Here is a 19,040-nt window from a genome sequence, read left to right as displayed (position 1 = left end):
AAATACGTTAAAGATGACAATTATGGCGAAAAAAAAAAAAAAAATGACACCTTTTTATAAAAGGTGTCACTCTTCTCGGTCACAATCTTCTTTCAATAACTGATGGTGGGGAACTTCCTTCTTACCGGCAATATAATAATATAAAGCGAATAAAACAAACAATAAAATAAGAGCAATCGACAGAACAGATAAAAATGACACAGTATCCCCTCCCTTTTGTAATATATATTCGAGAATCTCGTCATTTTTCCTTGTTATTGCAACTTTTTTCTCGAAATTAATTATTTTTATATAAAAATGAAAAAATCAGCTCTCTAGCAAGAACTGATTTTTTCACTTTACTATTCTTGTGAAGAAGAAGAATCGTTAGATGATTCTGTAGAACCATTCGTTGATTTTTCTTCTTTTTGAGATTTCTCATCTTGCTTGCTGTTCGTCTCTTTGTCACTAGTTGAACCGCTCGTTGATTTCTCTTCTTTTTGAGATTTATCTTCTGTTTTACTTTCTGGTTTCGTGCTTGTTGACTTTTCTTCTTTTTGAGATTTGTCATCAGCTTTTTTACCAGAAGCATTTGTCGCCTTTGCAGCACCTGCATCAGCTTTAATTTCTGCTACTGATTTATTTAAATAACGCTCAGGGTTCACAGCCACATTGTCTTTACGCACTTCAAAGTGAACGTAAGAACCTGCATCTTTATTCATTGCACTTAGACCTGACTTTCCTAACACTTCACCTTGCGCAACTCTTGCACCTTTTTCTACTTTCACACTGCCTAAGCTTTGATAAGATGCTGCTACACCATTTCCACTATCTACTGTTACAACATAACCAAGAAGTGAATCTTTTTCAGCTTTCGTTACTGTACCACTTAAAGCAGCTGTCACATCAAATTCTTTTCCGTTCTTCGCAGCAATGTCGATTCCTTTATTAGGGGAATATGTGTTGTTATAAAAGACAAGTGCTTTTTCTTGTTCCGCCTCTGATGCTGCATCTTCATAGAATTTCTTCTGTACTACTACTTCTGCATTTGCTGCAGCTGGCATTTTCACTACTTCTGAAGACTTTGTTACTGGTACTGCTGGATCTTCCGTTTGTGTATACGGTGTTGCTTGATCTTGGTTCGGAACTTTCTTCGGATTAGCTCCCTGGAACCATAGCGCAACCATTAAGATTACCGCTGCACAAGCGATATATAGTGCCGGAAACACCCATCTTCTTTGAAATAAATGTACTACTTTTCGCGACTTTTTATTATTTCTTCCTCGCATTCCATCATCACCTCAGCAATCATTTTGAACAATATTCAATCATCCTATACAACCTATAACTAATTAATTTTCGACAAAATCTGTAAAAATATGTATAGGAATTGCAAAATTTCCGAGGAAATGATAGAAAAAGGAAAAAACTGAGCACTTTAGCTCAGTTTTTAGTCTAATTGTTTTTTCTTGTATACGATTAAACATGCAGCAAGCGAAATAACAAACCAAATCCCAACATTTAGCATATGTCCACTAATACTACTAAACCCAGCTCCATCTACTAAGCTGTTAATCGCTTTCCCCATATGGGACGTTGGAAGGTACTCAATCATTGTCTTAATTACTTTGTTTTCAACCATTGGCTCAAATTGTACAGCTAAATACATCGTCATTAATATCGGCATTCCAATTAGTGATGTTTGTGGTACAGACTCAGCTAATAACCCAATCACTGTTCCAATTACGATAAATAAAATCGTTCCACATAACATAATCAATCCTAGCAATAAAAGGTTGCCACTTAATTGATCCAGAATGAATAAGTTTACAATACAAATAATCAACGTCAAACATGCTGTTAATATACTTTTTCCAAGAAGAACTTCAACAGAAGATGCTGGAGATAACATTAATACACGCAATGTATGCTTTTCTTTCTCTTCTGCGATTACCATAGATTGAACAAATCCAGCAACAAAGAGGAAGGTCGTTAAAGTAATAATACTAACACCTGCACTCCCTTGCCCGAATCTGCTAAATATAAATGCAAATATAATTGGTAAAGATGCCATTAACAACACTTGTGAATTTGTCTTAAAATCTTGTACTTCTTTTCTAAAAATAGCTGATACACGTCTCATTGAAAATGTCATTATAATCCCCTCCCAGTAACTTCAATAAAGATATCGCCAAGCGTCGGCTCATGTGAATGAATAGATAGTAATTCGCCTTTTTTCATCCATTCCGAAATGCGTTTTGCCCCTAATTCATCTTTTTTCACAATTTCTTTCTTCTTATCTGTTAACACAACTTGTATTTGATCTTTCGCGTATTGCAAGCGAAGGTTTTCCGGTGTATCAAGAGCTACAATTTCTCCCCCACACAGAAAGGCAATGCGGTTACAAAGCGTTTCTGCTTCATCCATGTTGTGCGTTGTTAAGAAAATCGTTGTTCCTTCTTTATTTAAGTCTTTTAAGATTTTATGAATGTTTTGTACGTTTACTGGATCAAGTGCAGATGTTGGTTCATCTAAGAAGAGGATATCTGGCTTGTGAAGGATCGCTCTCGCTAGTGTGACACGCTGCTTCATTCCTTTTGACAATTTTTTCACTTGTGTTTTTTTATCATCTAGTAAGTTCACTTGTGCTAGTACTTCATCGATTCGTTCTTTTTTACAATCGTATAAGTCACAAAATAATAGTAAGTTATCATAAATGCTAAGCCTGTCATATAAGCCGCTATTGTCTGTTAAAATGCCGATTCGTTTGTAATCGATGCTACTTGGCCCTGTAATGTCTTTCCCTAACACTCGTACTGTTCCAACGCTATGAAGCAATTGAGAAGTTAAAATCTTTACTGTTGTCGTTTTCCCGGATCCACTCGGTCCAAGGAATCCGAAAATTTCTCCTTGCTTCACTTCAATATTTACATTTCGAAGTGCCGTTTTTTCGTTGAAACTTTTCATTACATCTTTCATTTCAATTGCCAATGTCATCTCGTCATCCCCTTTGTTTTTCTTATATAGATGAAATTCACTTTCGCAAATTTCGATTTGTTTGTTTCGCTTTTCTTGACTCAATCATATGAAAAACAAAGGGTTTACGCAGTAAAATACCGGTAAAAGGAGTATTTTTACCGGTGAATGAATCGTATTTTGAGCTTATTGGAGCATTTTCATAGTCCGATTACACCCTTTAATTCATCCATTCGTCCTTTCGAAAGCGGGATTGAACTTTTTCTTTCGTCATCCAAAATTAAACTAAAACTATTACGAGTCCACGTAATGACTTCTCGTACTCTTTGTAAATTAACGAGGTACGAGCGATGACATCTAAAGAATCCAAATCCTGTTAATCTCGTTTCTAGTTCACTTAATGTTAATGCGCATACGAAGTCACCTTCACGCACATGAATATGTGTCACTCCATTTTGCGTTTCAATGAAATGAATCTCCATCGGATCCAGTAAAATAATTTTATCGTTCACTTTCGCTGGAATTCTTTCAAGTTTCATTTGCGGAATCATTTGAACGACTTTTTCTTCATCCACTTCTTCAACTTCTTCTTGCTCTATTTCTACCTTTTTCACACCATCATTGTTTAATACGTATACATCTTCTGTCAGCGAAAGTGCATCTGATAAAAAGGAGGACGTAATAAAGATTGCCTTTCCTTTTTCTTTCATTTTCATAATCGCTTTTCGAATAATAATCGTACTCTCTGTATCTACATTTTGCTCTGGCTCTTCTAAAATAACTAAATCCGGATTATGAATCATAATCCTCCCAATATGAAGACGACGTTTCTCTGAAAATGACAATTTTTCTATTTTAACGTTCAACTTATCTAGGAGACCGACATATTGTACTACTTCTTCCATACTCATATGTGATTCATAAAGCCCTAATATAAACTTGAAGTACTCCTTCACCTTCAAACGGTCATATGCTTCATCTCTCAAAAAACAAAAACCGATGCGTGAATACACTTTCTTCCCAATCGGCTCTTCTTCAAATAACACACTGCCCGAAGAAGCCTCTTCTTCTCCGATAATAATGCGGTGTAACACTTTAGCTGTATGATTATTACACTGCAAAACAACACATTGTCCCTTCTCAACCTTCAATTCGACTGCCGGTAACTGGTTCGTCTTCCCTAATTGTTTCAACTCCAATAACGCCATTCTGTCTCCCCCAAGTTTTTTCTCTAATTATACCAAACAATTAATGGAAAATTATGATATTTAATACAATGTTTTTATACTGTATCAACAAAGAAGACTATCCATCAGGATAGCCTTCTTCTCTATTTCTGCTCTACCATATAAGTCTTCAGCTGATCACGAAGTGCTCCTTTTAGGAATTTCCCTACAGATGTTTTCGGAATTTCATTTACGAATAAAATATCATCTGGCATCCACCATTTCGGGAATTCGGCTTCTAGTAAAGCATACAGCTCTTCTCTTTCTACTGCTTGTCCTTCTTTTAACACGACGCAAGCAACAGGACGTTCTTGCCATTTTTCATGCGGAACTGCCACGACAGATGCTTCTAATACGTTATCGTGTGACATTAAAGCATTTTCTAAATCTACTGAAGAAATCCATTCACCGCCGCTTTTAATTAAGTCTTTCGTACGATCAGCAATTTTAATAAATCCTTCCGAATCAACTGTAACGATATCTCCTGTATGGAGCCAACCATCTTTCATCGATTCCTCTGTACGCTCATCTTTATAATAGCTACCAGCGATCCATGGGCCTCTTAGGCAAAGTTCTCCCATTTCTTCCCCGTCCCACTTAACTTCACCGTCTTGTCCAATCACTTTCATTTCTAGCCCAGGGAATAAATATCCTTGGCGAGAGCGCAAGTTATAATATTCTTCTTTCGGTAAATCGCGTTGATATGATTTCGGACAATTAATTACAACAGCAGGACTCGTTTCTGTCATTCCATATATTTGTCTAAATGCAATTTCGTATTTCTCTTCATACGTACGAATCATACTTTGCGGAGCCGCTGATCCACCTGACCATATCGTTTTTACGCTACTAATATCATATGGATGCTTCTCAAGTTCCTGTAATAAGCCAATCCAAATTGTCGGCACGCCAGCCGTAATTGTTACTTTCTCACTTTCAATTAACTCCGCTAAAATTTTCGGTGTGAAATGCGGTCCTGGTAATACGAGTTTTGTCCCAAACCATGTACTCGCAAACGGTAATCCCCATGCATTAACATGGAACATTGGAACGATAGGCATACAAGTGTCTACTTCTGATATATTCCCGCCATCCGCAAGCCCAAGTGTATAACTATGGAGCGCAATACTACGGTGTGTGTAAACTACACCTTTCGGTTTTCCTGTTGTAGCTGATGTGTAGCACATACCGGCTGGTTCTTTTTCATCTAAATCTTTTACAAACGGAAATGTCTCATCGCCTTCTTCGAGTAATTGGTCATAATGATATGCTGGTGATAGTGTTGTGTGAGGTAGTTTATGATCGTCTGTCATAATAATAAAGGCTTTTATATGCGGGATTTCGTGTTGAATACTCTCTAATATGGGTACCATATCTTCATCGACAAGAATGATTTTATCTTCTGCATGATTAATAATATATGAAATGTGATCAGCAGAAAGCCTTAAATTAATCGTATGTAGCACCGCTCCGATTCCTGGAATCGCAAAGTATGCTTCCAAATGCCTATGATGGTTCCAAGCAATTGTCCCTACTTTATCCCCTTGTTCAATTCCCATTTTCGTTAATACACTAGCAAGCCTTCTCGTCCGCTTTGCAATTTCTCCGTATGTTAATGTATGAATACGCGATGCAGTCCTTGAAACAACTTCCTTTTTCGAAAAATATTTCTCCGCTCGTTCCATCATGGACGGAATGAGAAGTGGTACATCCATCATCATTTTTCATTACCCCCTGTTATTATATTTTATATATTCACATAACTGTATTATAACACGCAGTATACAGGGTAACTTCCATTTATTTCTACAAATAATGACAAAAAGGACGTTCCAAAATTGAACTTCTGACTAAAGCTATTTTCTTCTTTGTTACGATTGCAATGATAATCGAATTTAAATCAACGCAAATTGAATTATATCGCACACAACTCTCATTATATCGACTTAACTGCAAAATACGACAAAAATAACCTACCTACCAACAAAAGAAAACCGTCCCAACTACCATTTGGGACGGCCTCTTTTTCACCCTACTTCTTCACCATTAATTTTCCTTCATAATCATTCATCGTCTTTATTTCAACGCCTTTATAATAATGGGCGACGATATCTGTATATTTCTTACCTTCCGCTGCCATGCCATTCGCTCCGTATTGGCTCATGCCAACGCCATGACCGAATCCTTTCGTTGTAACGATGATTTTATCCCCCTGTTGTTTCCACGTGAAGTCAGACGAGCGTAAATCTAATTTTTCACGTACTTCTTTTCCTGTTAATGTTTTTCCTTGAAACGCTACATCTTTTACTCGTTTGCCTTCTGTAAGGTCTTTAATATCGCCGACTTTTCCGTCCGCTAGTACTTTCACACCGAGACGTTTTTGAAAGTCCGCTACTGTAAATGTTTGCTCGCTCGTAAATTTTGGAGATGCTTGATCCCACGGACTATCTACGCTTTTCAGGTACGGATAATCATTTCCCCAATAATCAGCTGCATTTTCCGTCCGGCCGTTACTCGTTGAGAAGAAAGAAGCTGAAATTGGTTTTCCATCATACGTTAAAACTTGTCCTGCGGTTTTCGAAACGGCTTCCTCGATTTTCTTTAAATTATTTTCGTAGTTATTACCCCATTGTTTCTTCAATTCTTCTTTGCTTTTGTACACTTGATCTTTCACCGTATCTGTCACATCCGCATTGTTTTTCTTACCTCCGCTTAGCATACGCTGGACTACAAATGTTCTCGCTGCTAATGCCTGCGCCTTTAGCGCCTCTATTTCAAAGCTGGCATTCATCTCAGAAGCTACTACACCGGTCACATACTCCTCCATAGGTAATGTGTCTACCTTCTTCTGCCGATCACGATATACAGCAACCTGAACCGCTGTATCCACTTTCCCTGGAGCTGGTATACTTTCTATCGCTGGAGGAGTTTTAGAAGCTGCTTCTTCTCCTACTTTTGCTTTCGCAAACGGAATAACAAGAGCAGCAGGTACAATGATGACGAGCGCTATTAAAAGCGCTACTGTAATGAAAAGTGGCTTTGAAAATTTCATCCTATTCCCCCAATATAAAGTTGGCTTCCTTTCATCCTTATGAATCTATGGAATCTTTTAGAACATGCTTTGGGGTATCGATATAAAGTGAAATTTTAATGCGGTGAAGTTGTACTGACCACAAATAGCGAAATAAAACGAAAATTTTCTAAATATTTTTACTGAGACGTGCATAAGTATAGAATTTCTTGACTATAACAGTAATAGTAAAAAAAATAGCCCCTATGTCAAAAGACATAGAGACTATTTCAATTAAGCGTGAAGATCAGAAACTTCTTGTTCTGTCACTTCTTCTACTTTTTCGTTTACACGTTCAATAGTTGCACCTAATGCAGCTAATTTCTTATGGAAGTTTACATAGCCACGGTCAAGATGTTTTAACTCTGTTACACGAGTATAACCTTCTGATACTAAACCAGCTAAAATTAATGCTGCTGCTGCACGTAAATCAGTCGCGCCTACTTCAGCACCTTGTAAGCTGTTTGGACCGTTCATAATTACAGAACGACCTTCAATTTTAATATCAGCATTCATACGACGGAATTCTTCAACGTGCATAAAGCGGTTTTCGAATACCGTTTCAGTAATCATGCTTGTTCCTTCAGCTTGTAATAATAATGCCATCATTTGTGATTGCATGTCTGTTGGGAAACCTGGGTGAGGCATAGTTTTAATATCAACCGCTTTTAACTTATCTGGGCCGATAACACGTATACCTTCGTTTTCCTCAATAATTTTAACACCCATTTCTTCCATTTTCGCTGTAATTGAGCGTAAATGTTCAGGTACAGCATTTTCAATTAAGACGTCTCCACCAGTAATTGCTGCTGCAACCATGAATGTTCCTGCTTCAATACGGTCAGGAATAATAGGGTGGTTTGCACCATATAATTTATCAACGCCTTCGATACGAATCGTTCCAGTTCCAGCTCCGCGTACTTTCGCTCCCATCGCATTTAAGAAGTTAGCTAAGTCAACGATTTCTGGTTCTTTCGCTGCGTTTTCAAGGACTGTTGTCCCTTTTGCTAATGTCGCTGCAGACATAATGTTTTCTGTCGCGCCTACACTTGGGAAGTCTAAATAAATTTTAGCTCCTTTTAGTTCTCCCTCTACGTACGCCTCAACAAAACCGTTACCAACTTTTACTTTTGCTCCCATTGCTTCGAAGCCTTTTAAATGTTGGTCAATTGGACGTGAACCAATTGCACATCCACCAGGAAGTGCAATACGAGCACGACCGTTACGTGCTAATAATGGGCCCATTACTTGGACAGATGCACGCATTTTACGTACATACTCAAATGGTGCTTCAATGTTTAATTCTTTAGAAGAATCGATTGTTACTTGGTTATTTTCAAATACGACTTCAGCATTTAAATGACGTAATACCTCGTTAATTGTGTATACATCAGACAAAACTGGTACTTCAGATAGTACATTCTTTCCATCACTCGCTAATAGGGCTGCAGCGATTATAGGTAATACAGCATTTTTTGCGCCCTCAACACGCACTGTGCCGTTTAACCGCTTTCCGCCACGGACGATGATCTTTTCCAAATTATTCCCCTCCGTGTCCTTTTTTCAGTATCTATTCACTCAATACTCAGAAGTTATGATCGGTGTGCCAACCACAATTATATCTTTGTTGTCTGTAGAACGTATTGCTATTTGCACATTTATTTTCTCTCTATTTATCGAAAGAGCGTCATTCCACTTTTTATTATATGCGGAGACTGACACAAATGCTCTTTCTTCTGTCTGTTCGATCGCTCTTGCTGAAAGATCTTTCAAAACCTGATTGGTTTTATTTTGCAAAACACCTTCAATCTTATCATTCAATACACCTTGAACACAAGTATAAATTGTAGGTTTTCCGTTAAAAATTTTATTCATTTTCTGAACGTACTTCGGGTCCCATTTCGCCCCGCTTACTTCAAATATAATGAAAGTGTTTTCTTTAGTATTTTCCTTAGTCCAAGTTACTACTACTCGTTCTTCATAGGAAGAAGATTTTTTATAGGATGTAGCTTTATATCCATCTGGAGATTGTTCTAATTCCCAACTTTCGATATTTGCCTTTTCCTTCACATCGTTTAACAATTTTTGAAACGTATGTATATTAGAAATTGTTTTTGTTTCTCGCGCTAACCATGACCACCGCTCTACTTTTGCATCATTCTTCTCTAAAGCCTTGATCATGCTCTCCATCTTCTGTTCATCGCTTATAGGTTTCATCTCTCTATATCCAACCAAAAATAAAACAACACTTAAGACAACGATAAGAATGGCTTTAAGCTTCAATTTCATCCCCTCCTATCCCCATTGTTAACGGAGATATGAGGTTCTATACACTTACTTTACTAAATACGTTAAACTCTTTGAATAACCTAAATAATCAAGGAAAAAGTTACTGACAGATGTCCCAATTGCAATCGTAACTAGGATGAGTAATACTCTCGTCTGCATCACTTTCCCAGACTTCATTAAACGCTCAATGTGAATACCTTGCAAGGCCCACCACGTAATAGTAATAAACAATAAATGCGAAACAATGGCAATCAGTGCTTGTTGCCCTAAAAGTTGTGCCAAAAAATCGACCCCTTTTTTGTTTGGCTACTACTTACGCAAAATGTAAAAACGATACCATAATAAGTAGGAGCCACACTTTTTCAAACGCGAATAGGCTTCTTACATCTCAAATCGTAATTTCCTTTCAAAAAACATATACTTATATACGTTTCCGTTTGCTGTTACTCCAAAATAAAAAGCGCAGAGTATGGACTCTACACCTTTTATTTTCACTATTGTACCACGTTCCCCAAGAAGAAGAAATCCTTCATTAATGGAAAATATTCATAAAAGAAATTGTAACCAATCATCGGCATAATTCCCAGTATTACAATCGAAATTGCACAAAAACTCATGACAATCTTTATATTTAACGGTAACCGAAGCTTTTCTTCTGCCCCTCCTGTGCGGAAAAACATTTGCTGTAATATCCGGAAGTAATATACGAATGAAACAACTGTTGTCCCCATCATAATAGAAGCTAATACGTAATGAGCAGGTTCAACATGGAGTGCCCCTAAAAAGATGTTAATTTTCCCGATAAAACCAGCTGTCCCCGGTATTCCAGCTAACGATAAAATAAAGATTGTCATCACTATAGCTGTAAATGGAGATCGCTTGTATAATCCTGTAAAAATCGTCATATTTTCCTTATCATTTTGTAAGATTAATCCATGGATGATTGCAAATGCCCCTATATTCATAAGCATGTATGCAAGCATATAAAACCACATACTATCCATCGTGAACTGCGATAGCGCCACAAGGGGCACGAGCAAATACCCCGCGTGCGCGATACCTGAATAGGCAAATAGACGTTTTACATTGTATTGCTTTAACGCTACTACATTCCCAATAATCATCGTAATACTAGCTAGCACAGCAATGTATATACTCATACGCCCGTACAAAGATTGTGCGTCTCCTTGGATTGCCACTCCTGCAAAAACCATAAGAAACAAACGCGTAATGAGTAGAAAACCAGCAATTTTAGAAATCGTTCCGAGAAAAGCAGTGACAGGTGTAGCCGCTCCCTCATACACATCCGGTGCCCACATATGAAAGGGAACTGTTGCAATTTTGAATGAGAGTCCAACAAGTAAAAGTAGAAATGCGAGAGCTAACAATAATTGAATGCCCCCGGCCAATCCTTGCGTAAATGCTTTTTGCATTTCCACTATGTTGGTCGATCCTGTAATACCGTATAAATAACTCATTCCAAAGAGCGTAATTGCTGTTCCAATTCCTCCGTTAATGACGTATTTCATTGCCGCCTCATTCGATGCACGGTTTCTTTTTCGGATGCCTACAAGAATGTAGGAAGAAAGCGAAAGCAATTCTAAACCGACGAATAGTGTGATGAAATCAACGCTCGAAGCCATGAACATCGCTCCAAGAAGCGCCATTAACATTAAGTAATAATATTCTCCCTTATCCCCGATAGGCTCCTTCTCGTCATCGCTCATTGCCATACATAAGACGAGAGCTGCCCCGATTAATAACAATGTTTTAAACCCTTTTGAAAATCCATCTAACACAAACGATCCATTTAAAATATCTCCCGCTGGTTCACTATATAGCGTAATTAATGACACGGCCGCTAATACGACGGCTGCGATTGCGCCAATCGCAACGTGCCTATGGTTCAGCTTAAAAAACAAATCACATATGGAAAGAAGGATGGCTGCCCCAAGAATAATGAATTCCGGCACCATCAGATGCCACGACAAGCTAAGTAACGTATTCATATCCATCCTACTTCACCCCCAATGTTTTCAACGTATTTTGAAGCGGATCCCCTAGTAGTTCTGGCATTACTCCAATTGCGATAATACAAACGAGAAGTAATATAACAGGAACATACTCCCATCCGTGTATATCAGATTTCGCTTCCCATTCTTTCTTACCAAATGTCACTTGAAGTGTCGCTCTTAATACGTATACAGCGGTTAAAATAATTCCAAGTACACCTACGGCTGCGATAACCGGTTTCCCTTGGAATAAACCGAGAAAGGCAAGGAATTCGCTAATAAATCCAGACATCCCTGGCATTCCAAGCGATGCCATACCTCCCGCTAGGAAGAAGCCGCTAAGCACAGGAACACTTTTTGCGAGTCCACCAAGCGCTGTAATATCTGAAGTCCCAAAACGCTCTTCAATCATGCCAAGTAAGAAGAAGAGCAATGCCGCAATTAAACCGTGAGACACAACCTGGAACAGTGCCCCTTGTATACCTGGTGCATTTAACGCCGCAAGCCCCATTAATACAATGCCCATATGCGAAATACTAGAGTAAGCAAGCACCTTTCTAAAGTCCGTTTGGATGAGTGCTAGAAAGGCCCCGTACAATAAATTAATGACTCCTAAAATCGCAATTAGCGTTGCAAAATCACGAAAATGTTCTGGAAATAATCCTTTCCCAAAGCGAATAATACCGTATGCTCCAATTTTCAGTAAAACTCCCGCATGAAGCATAACTACAGCAGGATGCGCTTCTATGTGTACATTGACCATCCAGCGATGCAACGGGAAAACCGGAAGCTTAATCGCAAAGGCAATCATTATGGCAAGAAACAAGCCGAACTGTAAGCTACTTGAGACAGCCATTCCTCCCCCAGCACCTACACTCGTTAATATTTCTTTAAGCTCCGTAATATTTGTTGTACCTGTTTTCGCAAATAAAACCGAGAAAACGATAAGTAAAATAGCTGATCCGATACCGTTATATATTAAATAACTATATGCAGCCTTTTCACTCGACAATTTCCCCCACTTGCCAATTAATAAAAACATTGGTGGCAGCGTAATTTCAAAGAAGATGAAGAACAGCATTAAATTTTGAGCAGCGAAGACACCGAGCATCCCTATTTCTAGCATGAGTAATAGCATGTAGAATGCTTTTAAATTTCGTTTAATGGAAAATGCCGCAATTGTTGCAAGCATTGCTAGTAGGGCCGTCAGCACCATCATTACAAGCGATAAACCATCAATACCAATCTCGTAATAAATGGAGAACCATCTTTTATCTACCGCTGTAAAATCCCCAAATTTAATCCATTTCACTTTCTCATCAAATATCGATAAACTCTTTCCTGAAGCATATGTACAAGCGAGGACGATAGCGATACCAAATGGAAGCGCCGTCCCAAATAAACCAAGCGCTCGCACTGTACGCGATTCTTTTTTCGGCGTTAATACAAGCAAGAGAATCCCTAAAAGCGGGGAGAAAATGAAGAACGTTAATAGCAATCCATTCATCGTAAATCCCCTCCCGTATATAACAAAATAATTATGAGCACAGCGAGCGAAACGGCCGTTACAGTTCCGTACACTTGTACATTACCGTTTTGAAGCCGCGATCCTAAACGGCTCATACCTTTAACCAATCCCGCAATTAAAACTGCAATTCCTTCTACAACGTATACTTCAAATAAGCGAAGTACATGAGCGATTCCTTTCGTAATAGGAAGCACCGTAACATTGTAAAGTTCATCCACATAATATTTTTCTTTCAAAAGGTTATAAAGAGGCGTCCCTTCTCCGCCTGCCCAATCTCTAGAGATAGCTTTCTTACCATATATGAGGTATGCGAGGGCAATTCCCGCAAATGAAACGAGCGTTGCAACAATCATAATCCAAACAGGTCCATGTACTTCCTGCACTTTGAATCCTACATCTTTCGTGAGCCAATCCCCAAGAAACGTTCCGAACCACGGTGTATTTATATAGCCTGCCACTACCGCAAGAACACCAAGGACAATCATCGGATACGTCATTGTGCGAGGTGATTCATGCACTTCTTCCTCCGTCTTCGTTTCCCCTGTAAAAACAAGAAAGTATAGACGGAACATATAAAATGCTGTTAGAAATGCCGCAATTACTGCTAAAACGAATAGAAAGTAATTGCCGTTCATCCAAGTCGCCACTAAAATTTCATCTTTACTAAAAAATCCGGAAAGAAGAGGAACACCACTAATTGCGAGTGTGCCTATTAAAAATAGTGCACCGGTTACTTTCATCTTTTTCTGTAAACCGCCCATTTTATTAATGTTTTGCGTATGGACTGCATGAATTACACTTCCTGCCGCCAAGAACAGTAATGCTTTAAAGAAGGCGTGTGTTGTTAAGTGAAAGACACCAGCTACATAACCAGCAGAGCCTAGCGCAAGCATCATATACCCGAGCTGACTAACTGTAGAATAAGCAAGAACCCTCTTAATATCCGTTTGTACAAGACCAATAGAGGCCGCAAAGATTGCGGTGAAAGCCCCAACGATTGCAACAGTTTGCATCGCTACCACACTTGCTGAAAATAGCGGGAACATCGTCGCTACTAAATATACACCGGCTGCAACCATCGTTGCCGCGTGAATAAGCGCCGAAACAGGCGTCGGTCCTTCCATTGCATCTGGCAACCATGTATGAAGCGGAAACTGGCCCGATTTCCCCATCGCACCGATAAAAATTAATATCGCCGTTATTGTAATCATAGAAGGAGAAAGGTCGCCCGTATGAATCGCTTTAAAAATCGCGTCATATTCAAAACTACCTGCATGCCAAAAAATTAAAATCATCCCAATAAATAGCCCAACATCCCCAATGCGTGTCATAATAAAAGCCTTTTTCGCAGCAGCCTTCGCTTCTTCTTTAAAGAAATAAAAACCGATAAGTAAAAACGAACCAAGGCCGACTAACTCCCAAAATATATAAAGCTGTAATAAATTCGTCGATATAACTAGCCCAAGCATCGCAAATGTAAAGAGCCCTAAATATGCATAAAAGGTTGGTAATCTTTCCTCCCCTTTCATATAACCTTTTGAGTACACATGTACAAGAAAACTCACAAGCGTAACGATAAACAACATTAAAGCTCCTAATGCGGTAACTTCAAAACCAAATGATATATCTATATCTCCTGTTCTAAGCCATACCCACTTATGCTTCACTGCCTCGGATGAAAACCGTTCTATTAGTACCACTACCGCGGAGAGAAAGGATAGAAAGGTAAAGAAAATACCTAGTACACTACTTCCCTCTCTAATTTTCTTCCCGAACATAATAAGTATCAAAAACGAAACAAGCGGGAAAAGCGGTATGAGCCATGCATAATCGATCATTGTTTCCTTCCCCCTTTTCGGTCACAATGCTATCCTTTGAGCGTATCCATCTCATCTACATGAACTGTCGGGCGATTACGGTACAAAGCAATCAAAATTGCAAGCCCTACCGCTGCCTCCGCTGCCGCTACAGACATCGTAAACAGCGAAAAAATTTGTCCTGTTAAATTCGGAAACAAACCTAATTTACTAAACGCTACTAGATTTAAATTAGCGGCGTTTAACATCAATTCGATACAAACTAATACAATTACTGTATTTCGCTTTGTTAAAGCTCCAAATAAGCCGATGCAAAACAAAATAATCGCAAGTGTTAAATACGCAGAAGCCGGAACGCTACTCATGGGAATCCTCCTCTCCCTCATCCTTCTTCGCAAGGATAATCGCTCCTACAAGTGCTACAAGTAAAATAACTGAGGTTAATTCGAATGGAATAATATATTTTGAATAGAGAAGTGTACCGATTTGAAGTGTGTTATTTTCATGGAGAGGTAAACTTCCTTGTGTGCTTTGATTTGAAAAATCGATACTATTAACAGCGAAATACATAACTGCTCCAAATGCTACAACCGCAAAGAAGATAATCCATTTTCGAAGAGTAAGGCGCGATTCATTTTCCGCATTATGTTTCGTTAACATAATGCCAAAAATCATAATAATAGTGATCGCACCAGAGTAAAGTAAAATTTGTGCTACTCCGATAAATTCGGCCGATAAAAGAAAGTACAAACCTGCAATGCTAAGGAATGTAAGCACAAGGGCCAGCATCATATGCATTACTTTCGTTAAGTTCAGCATAAGAACGCCGCCGATAATCGCAGACAAGGATAGGATAAAGAATGCTACAAACTCGCCATTCATGCTTTATTCTCCTTCCTGACATTTTCGTCGTTTTCATCGAGCCACTGCAAATTTTTAAATAAATCATCACGTGAATACTCTGCGAGTTCGAAGTTATTCGTCATTACAATTGCCTCTGTCGGACAAACTTCTGTACATAAATCGCAAAGAATACAAATTTCAAAATTTATATCATACGTGTCGATAATTTTCCCTTTTTTCGTAGGATCAGGATGTTTTTTTCCCGTTAATTGAATGCAATCTGTCGGACAAATATTAGAACACTGATTACAAACAATACATTTCTCTGGATAAAACTTTTGAATACCCCGAAAGCGGTCTGGTAATGGTAACGGCTGATTCGGATAATCATACGTCACCTTTTTCTTACTTAAATTACTAAGCGTATATTTTAACCCTTTAAATAGTCCCTTCATCTCTTACTGGCACCCCCTTTATAGATTAGAAGAATAGCTCCTTAATCAATGCCGTTAAGAAAATATTTGCAAGTGCGATCGGTAATAATACTTTCCAGCCAAACTCCATTAACTGGTCACCTCTTATACGCGGGAACGTAACGCGGAACCAAATTAACAGAAAGACCACACTGCTGAATTTCAAAGCAAACCATACGGATCCTGGAATAAATCCAAGGAACATAACTGGGTTCCAGCCTCCTAAAAAGAGTACTGTAATTAAAGATGCCATCCCGAAGAAATACACATACTCTGAAAGCATGAAAAACGCCCAGCGAAACCCTGAGTATTCCGTATGGTATCCAGAAACAAGTTCTGACTCCGCTTCAGGTAAATCAAACGGCGTCCTATTTAACTCTGCAACTGCCGCAATTAAGAAAACGACGAAACCAATCGGCTGTGCGAAAATGTACCATACCTTCTCCTGCGCCGCTACAATCTCATTTAAATTAAGGCTACCTGCTAACAAAACGACGCCAATTACACTCATCACAAGTGGAATCTCATAAGAAATCATTTGCGCTGCTGCGCGCATCCCTCCTAAAAGGGAATATTTATTATTTGATGCCCATCCCCCCGTTACAACTCCAATCGTCGTAATCCCAGAGACAGCAATGTAATACAGCAATCCTACGCCAATATCCGCGAACTGGAATTTATCAGTAAACGGGATAACCGCAAGCACCATAAATGCTGGTGCAAATGCAATAACAGGCGCTAATATAAACAACGGTTTATCTGCAGCTTTCGGAATACTATCTTCTTTTAATAATAATTTCAAAACATCAGCTACCGTTTGTAGTAAACCGAATCGGCCTCCAACTTGGTTTGGTCCAATCCGCCCTTGCATAAATCCCATCACTTTCCGTTCCGCCAAAATACCGTATGTAACGAAGCCAAGGACTGCAAATAATAGAAGCACTGCTAATCCGAAAAAAATAAAGAAATTCGTCCAGCTTGAAGGTGATTGTAAGAGCGTCTCAATCATTAGCCATCAACCTCCCCAAGTACAATATCAACCCCACCTAAAATCGTAATTAAATTGGCGATGTTCTCACCTTTCAATAACTTCGGTAAGATTTGCAAATTATAAAAAGACGGTCTGCGAAATTTCAAACGGTACGGCTCTTTCTTTCCATCACTAGCAATATAGCAACCAATCTCTCCCCGCGGTGACTCTATACGGACAAACGCTTCTCCCTTAGGTGCTTTAATAATTTTCGGCACTTTTGCCAGCACGGCTCCATCTTTTGGGAACTGCTCAGCTGCTTGCTCAATAATTTTTAATGACTCCTCAATTTCTTTCATCCGGCAGACGTAGCGGTCCCAAGCATCTCCCGTGCTCCCAACAGGAATATCAAAGTCAAAACGATCATAAATAGAATACGGCTCATCTTTGCGAAGATCAAAGTGGACTCCCGTGCACCGCAAATTTGCGCCGCTTAAAGAATACGAGATCGCCTCTTCCGCGCTATATATGCCAACGCCTTTCACACGATTTAAAAAAATTTCATTTCCGCTAACAAGGTCGTGATAACCTTCCAATTGCTCTCTCATATACGGAACAAACTCTTTCACCTTTTCAATCCAGCCATCTGGCGCATCCCACTTCACGCCGCCAACTCTCATGTAGTTGAAAGTAAGCCTTGCACCACACAATTCATTTAATAAATTAATAATCATTTCCCGTTCACGAAACGCGTATAAAAATGGACTAACCGCTCCTATATCAAGAAGATTCGTCCCCCACCAGACGAGATGACTTGCAACCCTTCCCAGCTCCATCGCAAGCACACGTAAGTATTCAGCACGCTCCGGAATCTCAAGTCCCATCATCGTCTCTACAGCATGGCAAATGACGTAATTATTCGTCATCGCTGATAAATAGTCCATTCGATCTGTATACGGGATAATTTGCGTATACTGCAAGTTCTCAGCAATCTTTTCTGTTCCGCGATGCAAATACCCGATAACTGGTGTAGCCTCTTTAATAATTTCCCCGTCAATCTTAATTACAAGCCGAAACACACCATGTGTACTCGGGTGCTGCGGTCCAACATTTAAGAGCATCTCTTCCGTACGGATCACAAGCTACACCTCCACATCATACGGTTCATAATCTTTCCTAAGTGGATACCCTACCCAATCATCCGGCATTAAAATACGAGATAAATTCGGATGACCTTTAAATACAATACCTAGCAAATCATACGCTTCACGCTCCGGCCAATCTGCCCCTTTCCAAAGCGGCGTCACCGATTCTACTTGCGGCGCTTCCCTATCCAGCTTTACCTTCACTGCTACTGACTGTTTCTTTCCATATGAAAATAAATGAACATATACTTCCATATGTGTCACAAAATCCGTCGCATGTAGCTCTGACATATAATCAAAAGCAAGTCCCTCATGCAATCGCATTAACTCCATCACTTCATAATATTTTGAAGGCTCCGCCACAAGAGTTGGAACATCTTTTGAAAGTTTATTAATATAGGAATCTACTAATGCATATTCCCCTAACTTCTCCTTAACAACCTCCACATATTGATTTAAATATGGTTGGTTAACTGATGGTTCTTCCTGCTGCGGCTCATCTTCTACCTTATTTACAGCTCCCTTTGCTCTTGCCGCAGCAGCGGCTTTCGCTTTTGCGGCTGCAATAACCTTTGCTTTTTCATCTCCAAAATTCCCATCACCTTGCGAAGATTTTGCTTTTGCTAGTGCGGCTGCTACAGCCTTTGCCTTCGCTTTTGCTTTTTCTTCGTCCGTTACTTCTTCTGTTCCTTCTCGCTTTTGCTTCGCTAGT

19 protein-coding genes are annotated in these 19,040 nt (G+C 39.2%); all 19 read right to left on the bottom strand.

What is annotated here, in order from left to right:
- Positions 1-66: 66 nt before the first annotated feature.
- Entirely contained in the window at positions 67-201 is a 135-nt protein-coding gene (locus tag BAQ49_RS30960) for an ABC transporter ATP-binding protein (RefSeq protein WP_071748401.1), read from the bottom strand.
- Between the two features lie 140 nt (positions 202-341).
- Positions 342-1,268 (bottom strand): stage II sporulation protein SpoIIQ, encoded by a 927-nt coding sequence (gene spoIIQ / locus BAQ49_RS30955; protein ID WP_044738167.1) that lies wholly within the window; start codon positions 1,266-1,268, stop codon positions 342-344.
- Positions 1,269-1,429: 161 nt separating this feature from the next.
- Positions 1,430-2,134, bottom strand: a complete 705-nt coding sequence (locus BAQ49_RS30950) for an ABC transporter permease (RefSeq protein WP_000144472.1) — start codon at positions 2,132-2,134, stop codon at positions 1,430-1,432.
- Positions 2,134-2,976 carry an ABC transporter ATP-binding protein gene (locus BAQ49_RS30945; protein ID WP_044738165.1) on the bottom strand — a complete coding sequence of 281 codons (843 nt, stop codon included), beginning with the start codon at positions 2,974-2,976 and terminating at the stop codon, positions 2,134-2,136. The genes BAQ49_RS30950 and BAQ49_RS30945 overlap by 1 nt, the downstream gene beginning before the upstream one ends.
- A 179-nt stretch (positions 2,977-3,155) precedes the next feature.
- Entirely contained in the window at positions 3,156-4,163 is a 1,008-nt protein-coding gene (locus BAQ49_RS30940; protein WP_071748400.1) for a LytTR family transcriptional regulator DNA-binding domain-containing protein, read from the bottom strand.
- A 122-nt stretch (positions 4,164-4,285) separates the two neighbouring features.
- Positions 4,286-5,902, bottom strand: a complete 1,617-nt coding sequence (locus BAQ49_RS30935) for a long-chain fatty acid--CoA ligase (protein WP_071748399.1) — start codon at positions 5,900-5,902, stop codon at positions 4,286-4,288.
- Between the two features lie 311 nt (positions 5,903-6,213).
- A complete protein-coding gene (spoIID, locus tag BAQ49_RS30930; RefSeq protein WP_071748398.1) occupies positions 6,214-7,233 on the bottom strand; it encodes a stage II sporulation protein D in 1,020 nt (339 codons plus the stop codon).
- A gap of 252 nt (positions 7,234-7,485) precedes the next feature.
- Positions 7,486-8,790, bottom strand: coding sequence for a UDP-N-acetylglucosamine 1-carboxyvinyltransferase (gene murA / locus BAQ49_RS30925; protein WP_071748397.1), 1,305 nt, complete (start codon positions 8,788-8,790; stop codon positions 7,486-7,488).
- A gap of 39 nt (positions 8,791-8,829) precedes the next feature.
- Positions 8,830-9,534 (bottom strand): YwmB family TATA-box binding protein, encoded by a 705-nt coding sequence (locus BAQ49_RS30920; protein ID WP_412676988.1) that lies wholly within the window; start codon positions 9,532-9,534, stop codon positions 8,830-8,832.
- A 51-nt stretch (positions 9,535-9,585) separates the two neighbouring features.
- Entirely contained in the window at positions 9,586-9,822 is a 237-nt protein-coding gene (locus BAQ49_RS30915) for a DUF1146 family protein (protein ID WP_071734725.1), read from the bottom strand.
- Between the two features lie 212 nt (positions 9,823-10,034).
- A complete protein-coding gene (nuoN, locus tag BAQ49_RS30910; protein ID WP_071748402.1) occupies positions 10,035-11,549 on the bottom strand; it encodes an NADH-quinone oxidoreductase subunit NuoN in 1,515 nt (504 codons plus the stop codon).
- Positions 11,550-11,556: 7 nt separating this feature from the next.
- The gene (locus tag BAQ49_RS30905; RefSeq protein ID WP_071748395.1) at positions 11,557-13,059 is read right to left on the bottom strand and encodes an NADH-quinone oxidoreductase subunit M; all 1,503 of its coding nucleotides are present in this window, start codon (positions 13,057-13,059) and stop codon (positions 11,557-11,559) included.
- Positions 13,056-14,918: an NADH-quinone oxidoreductase subunit L gene (gene nuoL, locus BAQ49_RS30900; RefSeq protein WP_071748394.1), complete on the bottom strand. Its 1,863-nt coding sequence runs from the start codon at positions 14,916-14,918 to the stop codon at positions 13,056-13,058. The genes BAQ49_RS30905 and nuoL overlap by 4 nt, the downstream gene beginning before the upstream one ends.
- 29 nt (positions 14,919-14,947) lie before the next feature.
- The gene (nuoK, locus tag BAQ49_RS30895; protein ID WP_000100081.1) at positions 14,948-15,262 is read right to left on the bottom strand and encodes an NADH-quinone oxidoreductase subunit NuoK; all 315 of its coding nucleotides are present in this window, start codon (positions 15,260-15,262) and stop codon (positions 14,948-14,950) included.
- Complete coding sequence (locus BAQ49_RS30890) at positions 15,255-15,779, bottom strand: NADH-quinone oxidoreductase subunit J (RefSeq protein WP_001012819.1); 525 nt, start codon at positions 15,777-15,779, stop codon at positions 15,255-15,257. Before BAQ49_RS30890 ends, nuoK begins: the two co-directional genes overlap by 8 nt.
- Entirely contained in the window at positions 15,776-16,195 is a 420-nt protein-coding gene (nuoI, locus tag BAQ49_RS30885) for an NADH-quinone oxidoreductase subunit NuoI (RefSeq protein ID WP_000677191.1), read from the bottom strand. Before nuoI ends, BAQ49_RS30890 begins: the two co-directional genes overlap by 4 nt.
- A gap of 25 nt (positions 16,196-16,220) precedes the next feature.
- Positions 16,221-17,222 carry an NADH-quinone oxidoreductase subunit NuoH gene (nuoH, locus tag BAQ49_RS30880; protein ID WP_071748393.1) on the bottom strand — a complete coding sequence of 334 codons (1,002 nt, stop codon included), beginning with the start codon at positions 17,220-17,222 and terminating at the stop codon, positions 16,221-16,223.
- Positions 17,222-18,322: an NADH-quinone oxidoreductase subunit NuoD gene (nuoD, locus tag BAQ49_RS30875; RefSeq protein WP_071748392.1), complete on the bottom strand. Its 1,101-nt coding sequence runs from the start codon at positions 18,320-18,322 to the stop codon at positions 17,222-17,224. The genes nuoH and nuoD overlap by 1 nt, the downstream gene beginning before the upstream one ends.
- Before the next feature lie 3 nt (positions 18,323-18,325).
- The coding region (locus BAQ49_RS30870; protein WP_116733524.1) for an NADH-quinone oxidoreductase subunit C at positions 18,326-19,040 on the bottom strand (715 nt) is incomplete at its 5' end.

This window comes from Bacillus proteolyticus, assembly GCF_001884065.1.
Lineage (GTDB): Bacteria > Bacillota > Bacilli > Bacillales > Bacillaceae_G > Bacillus_A > Bacillus_A proteolyticus.
This window is presented reverse-complemented; position numbering and strand designations above follow the sequence as displayed.

Excerpts from the sequence above, each read along its gene's own strand:
- spoIIQ (WP_044738167.1), bottom strand. The coding sequence starts at position 1,268 with ATGCGAGGAAGAAATAATAAAAAGTCGCGAAAAGTAGTACATTTATTT.
- BAQ49_RS30950 (WP_000144472.1), bottom strand. The coding sequence starts at position 2,134 with ATGACATTTTCAATGAGACGTGTATCAGCTATTTTTAGAAAAGAAGTA.
- BAQ49_RS30945 (WP_044738165.1), bottom strand. The coding sequence starts at position 2,976 with ATGACATTGGCAATTGAAATGAAAGATGTAATGAAAAGTTTCAACGAA.
- BAQ49_RS30940 (WP_071748400.1), bottom strand. The coding sequence starts at position 4,163 with ATGGCGTTATTGGAGTTGAAACAATTAGGGAAGACGAACCAGTTACCG.
- BAQ49_RS30935 (WP_071748399.1), bottom strand. The coding sequence starts at position 5,902 with ATGATGATGGATGTACCACTTCTCATTCCGTCCATGATGGAACGAGCG.
- spoIID (WP_071748398.1), bottom strand. The coding sequence starts at position 7,233 with ATGAAATTTTCAAAGCCACTTTTCATTACAGTAGCGCTTTTAATAGCG.
- nuoN (WP_071748402.1), bottom strand. The coding sequence starts at position 11,549 with ATGAATACGTTACTTAGCTTGTCGTGGCATCTGATGGTGCCGGAATTC.
- BAQ49_RS30905 (WP_071748395.1), bottom strand. The coding sequence starts at position 13,059 with ATGAATGGATTGCTATTAACGTTCTTCATTTTCTCCCCGCTTTTAGGG.
- nuoL (WP_071748394.1), bottom strand. The coding sequence starts at position 14,918 with ATGATCGATTATGCATGGCTCATACCGCTTTTCCCGCTTGTTTCGTTT.
- nuoK (WP_000100081.1), bottom strand. The coding sequence starts at position 15,262 with ATGAGTAGCGTTCCGGCTTCTGCGTATTTAACACTTGCGATTATTTTG.
- BAQ49_RS30890 (WP_001012819.1), bottom strand. The coding sequence starts at position 15,779 with ATGAATGGCGAGTTTGTAGCATTCTTTATCCTATCCTTGTCTGCGATT.
- nuoI (WP_000677191.1), bottom strand. The coding sequence starts at position 16,195 with ATGAAGGGACTATTTAAAGGGTTAAAATATACGCTTAGTAATTTAAGT.
- nuoH (WP_071748393.1), bottom strand. The coding sequence starts at position 17,222 with ATGATTGAGACGCTCTTACAATCACCTTCAAGCTGGACGAATTTCTTT.